This window comes from Mycobacterium sp. TH-M82, assembly GCF_057473605.1.
Genome location: NZ_JBYCKY010000762.1, coordinates 1 through 3,411 on the forward strand (window position 1 = coordinate 1; position 3,411 = coordinate 3,411).

4 protein-coding genes and 1 pseudogene are annotated in these 3,411 nt (G+C 67.5%); 3 read left to right on the forward strand and 2 right to left on the reverse strand.

From position 1 onward, the window contains the following. The coding region (locus AC2VON_RS22560) for a magnesium transporter MgtE N-terminal domain-containing protein (protein ID WP_486954863.1) at nt 1–1,028 on the reverse strand (1,028 nt) is incomplete at its 3' end. On the opposite strand from AC2VON_RS22560, the pseudogene AC2VON_RS22565 reads away from it, so the two are divergent. Further along, nucleotides 1,027–1,233 (forward strand): annotated as a pseudogene (locus AC2VON_RS22565) (aldolase/citrate lyase family protein); the annotation flags it as partial. The gene AC2VON_RS22560 and the pseudogene AC2VON_RS22565 overlap by 2 nt on opposite strands. 16 nt (nt 1,234–1,249) lie before the next feature. Here the strand turns inward: AC2VON_RS22565 and AC2VON_RS22570 are convergent. Further along, nucleotides 1,250–1,759, reverse strand: coding sequence for a DUF4190 domain-containing protein (locus AC2VON_RS22570; protein WP_486954864.1), 510 nt, complete (start codon nt 1,757–1,759; stop codon nt 1,250–1,252). A 521-nt stretch (nt 1,760–2,280) separates the two neighbouring features. Here AC2VON_RS22570 and AC2VON_RS22575 point away from each other — a divergent pair. Both AC2VON_RS22575 and AC2VON_RS22580 read left to right on the forward strand, forming a co-directional pair. Further along, nucleotides 2,281–2,799: a YflT domain-containing protein gene (locus AC2VON_RS22575; RefSeq protein ID WP_486954865.1), complete on the forward strand. Its 519-nt coding sequence runs from the start codon at nt 2,281–2,283 to the stop codon at nt 2,797–2,799. 98 nt (nt 2,800–2,897) lie between these two features. After that, the coding region (locus AC2VON_RS22580) for an extracellular solute-binding protein (protein ID WP_486954866.1) at nt 2,898–3,411 on the forward strand (514 nt) is incomplete at its 3' end.

Here is a 3,411-nt window from a genome sequence, read left to right on the forward strand (position 1 = left end):
GGCACGCTGCCCAGGTAGCGGCCGGTCGGGGTGGCGGTGGGAGGGCGTGCCACGAACACCAATGACGACAGCGCCGGAGTCAGGTCCGGATCGCGCACCCGAGCGAGAGCCTCGGCCACCGACGTATCGGGGCTCAGCACAATCGGATTGGACGTCATCAGCCCGCCTGCGGTGTCCGGCGAGTGCTTCAGCAGCCGCCGTACCGGATCGGATTCGTCAGGATCCATCCGGGCCAGCAACGCTTCGGCCTCGCCGGGGCTCATCGCACCGAGCAGGTCGGCGGCGTCGTCGGGATCCATTTCCTCTAAGACGTCGGCCGCGCGTTCGGTACCCAGGTGGCCCAGCACGGCGGCCTGGCGCTCCACCGGCAGCTCTTGCAGGATGTCGGCCAGCCGGGCATTGTCCAGTGCGTTGACCACCTCGTAGCGGCGCTTGGGTGGCAGCTCACGGATGGCATCGGCGACCTCAATCGGCCGCCACCCTTCGAATTGCTGGAGCAGTTGCGCGACCCCCTGACCCGGCATGGCCAGCGCCGATGGGGTCAGGCCCTGCACGTTGTGCCAGTCCACGACGTGCACAACGGAGCGTCGGCCCAGTCGCCGCGAATGCCGGACCGCGACGCGGGTCACCATCCAATCGCGGGTACGGGTCTGCTCGATGCCGAGGTCGGTGACCGCCGCGTCGATGCCGGCCAACTCCGGCAGTTCTGGATCGCGGACCCGCACTTTGGTGTCGAGGACCTGCCCCAGCACCAGCACTTCGCCCGCGCGCTGAGTGAACCGGCGCAGCGAAACATTGCCTGTGTTGAGCGCCACCGCCTGGGGTTCGATTGCCGCGACCCGGAGGATCGGGATGAAAATCCTTCTACGAGAGGGTAACTCGACGACAAGGCCGAGGACCCGCGGTTGCTGGCGGACTATGCTGATGCTGATCACGACGTCGCGGACCCGCCCGATGGATTCGCCGACCGGGCCGAGCACCAGCATCCGCGCAAGCCGTGCCGCGTACACCCTGTGGATCGACGCCATGGTTCAAAAGGGTAGGAGTAATGGGGTCAATGACGCGTATCGCCCCCGCCGAACCTGCCTGTCGGTTCCCGGCAGCATCCAGAAAATGATCGACAAGGCCAAGTCCCTGCCCGCCGACGAGATCTTGCTCGACGTGGAGGATGCCGTCGCACCGGCGGCCGAAGCACAGGCCCGTTCTCGGGTGGCGGCCGCGATCGCCGCTCCCGCCGAGCAGTTGACCGTCAATTCGCAGCGAAAACCATCAGGCTGAACACCCAGATCAGCAGCAGGGCGCCGCCGGTAACAACCCCGGCCAGCGCGAGACCGTAGCCGTTCTGGCCCGTCTGCCTGGTCTGTTGCATGGCCAGGAATCCGAGGATCACCCCCACGATCGCCGTGACACCGCAGAACAGCCCGAGCAGCGAACAGACCAGTGACCCGACCGCCATCCCGTTGGTGCCGGGTGGTGGTGAGGGGAGGTAGGCGCGGTAGGGCTGGTAACCGCCCGGGTAGCTCGGGCCGCCTGGGTAAGCCGGCTGCGCGGTCTCGGCGCCCGGATACGGGGGTGGGCCGCCCGGGTACGCCCGGGACGGCGGGGGTGGGCCGCTCGGGTACGCCTGGGAGGGCGGGTAGCCCGACGGAGGCTGCGGGTAGTTAGACGGATACTCCGGGTAGTCCACCGGCAAATAAGGGTTGCCCAGCGACTCCGGCGGCTGGTCCGGAGGTTGGAATGGCTGGTCAGGGTTGGTCATACTCGCTCCCACTGTGCACCGCAGTCCGTCGCGCCCGAGTCGCCTCGAGACCTCACCACGTGGGGCCCGCCGCGAGATCCACGCGTTTCCTCGTCGCTGTCGCCGGGAACTGCCATGCCCTTGACGTCCTCCGCGCATCGAAAATGCGCGGATTCCTTATGGCGATGTGCTGTCTCGTTCTGCCGCCTGTTGGGCGGGTGGCGCCGTAGGCGCACCAGCAGGGAAGGTTCGAGCCGAGCAGCTCTGTCTCTGTTTCCAAAGCGCCGACACCTGCTATGCCAGCGGCCTCGCTGCTTACTTTCCCCGACTCCGGTCGATGTCGTGACCTTGGGATCTCTCCTGGGGATTTAGTTATGGCCAACACCGTAGCAGATGTCGGCGACAAATCCAGACGCGCTTGTCCCCGGCCCGAAGGCCGAGGCTTGCGCACTACGTTTTTCATGCTAGTCAACCTATCGTAGGCACCAAGGCGCGGGTTCGCACGTTGAACAGTCGATCGCCGGCGACGAGGGAGAGCATCGATGACCGGTCCGTTTCAGCCCGGACAGACCCCCGGTCCGCCGGGCGCCCCGCGGCGCCGTGACCCCGCGCGGCTGCCCACCCCGCCCAAGGGCTGGCCGATCGGGTCGTATCCCACCTACGCCGAGGCTCAGCGTGCCGTGGACTATCTGTCCGATCAGGAGTTCCCGGTGCAGCAGGTGACCATCGTCGGTGTGGACCTGATGCAGGTCGAACGCGTCACCGGCCGGCTGACCTGGCCCAAAGTGCTCAGCGGTGGGGTGCTGACCGGTGCCTGGCTGGGCCTGTTCATCGGCCTGGTGCTGGGATATTTCAGTCCCGACCGGGGGTCGGCACTGCTGGTCGGCCTGGTCGCCGGGGTGTTCTTCGGCTTGATCACCTCGGCGGTCCCGTATGCGATGGCTCGTGGCACAAGGGATTTCAGCTCGACGATGCAATTGGTCGCCGGCCGCTACGACGTGCTGTGCGACCCGCAGAACGCGGAGAAGGCCAGGGATCTGCTGGCGCGGCTCACGCTCTGACCCCCTGCGTGCGCCGGAGTTGTTGCCAATCACGCACGCCTGGCTCTACCGTTCTGGCGCGAGGCAAAACCCACAGACGCAGACGAGAGGCGGGTGCCGTGGCGACTCGTTGCGGGCGCGCATGGCGAGTGGGCGCGATCGCGCTGTCGCTGGCAATCACAGCGGTGGGGTCGGCCTGCGGGTCCGAAGACAAAGCCGGCAAGGGGCTGGTGATCAGCGTCTACACTCCGGCCGGCGATACCGCGACCTTCACCGCGATGGCAGAGCGCTGCAGCGAGCAGGTCGGCGGGCGGTTCGCCATCCGGCAGTTCAGCCTGCCGAAGAGCCCCGACGACCAGCGGTTGCAACTGGCACGTCGGCTCACCGGCAACGACCGCACGCTCGACGTGATGGCGATGGACGTGATCTGGACCGCGGAGTTCGCCGATGCGGGCTGGACGTTGCCGCTCTCCGATGACCCGGCCGGGCGTGCGGAAGCCGACGCCACCGGCGACACGCTGCCCGGCCCGCTTGCCACGGCCACCTGGCACCACAGGCTCTATGCCGCGCCCGTCACCACCAACACCCAGTTGCTCTGGTATCGCACCGACCTGATGGACAAGCCGCCGACGA

Coding starts and splice junctions, on each gene's coding strand:
- AC2VON_RS22570 (WP_486954864.1), bottom strand. CDS start 1,759: ATGACCAACCCTGACCAGCCATTCCAACCTCCGGACCAGCCGCCGGAG.
- AC2VON_RS22575 (WP_486954865.1), top strand. CDS start 2,281: ATGACCGGTCCGTTTCAGCCCGGACAGACCCCCGGTCCGCCGGGCGCC.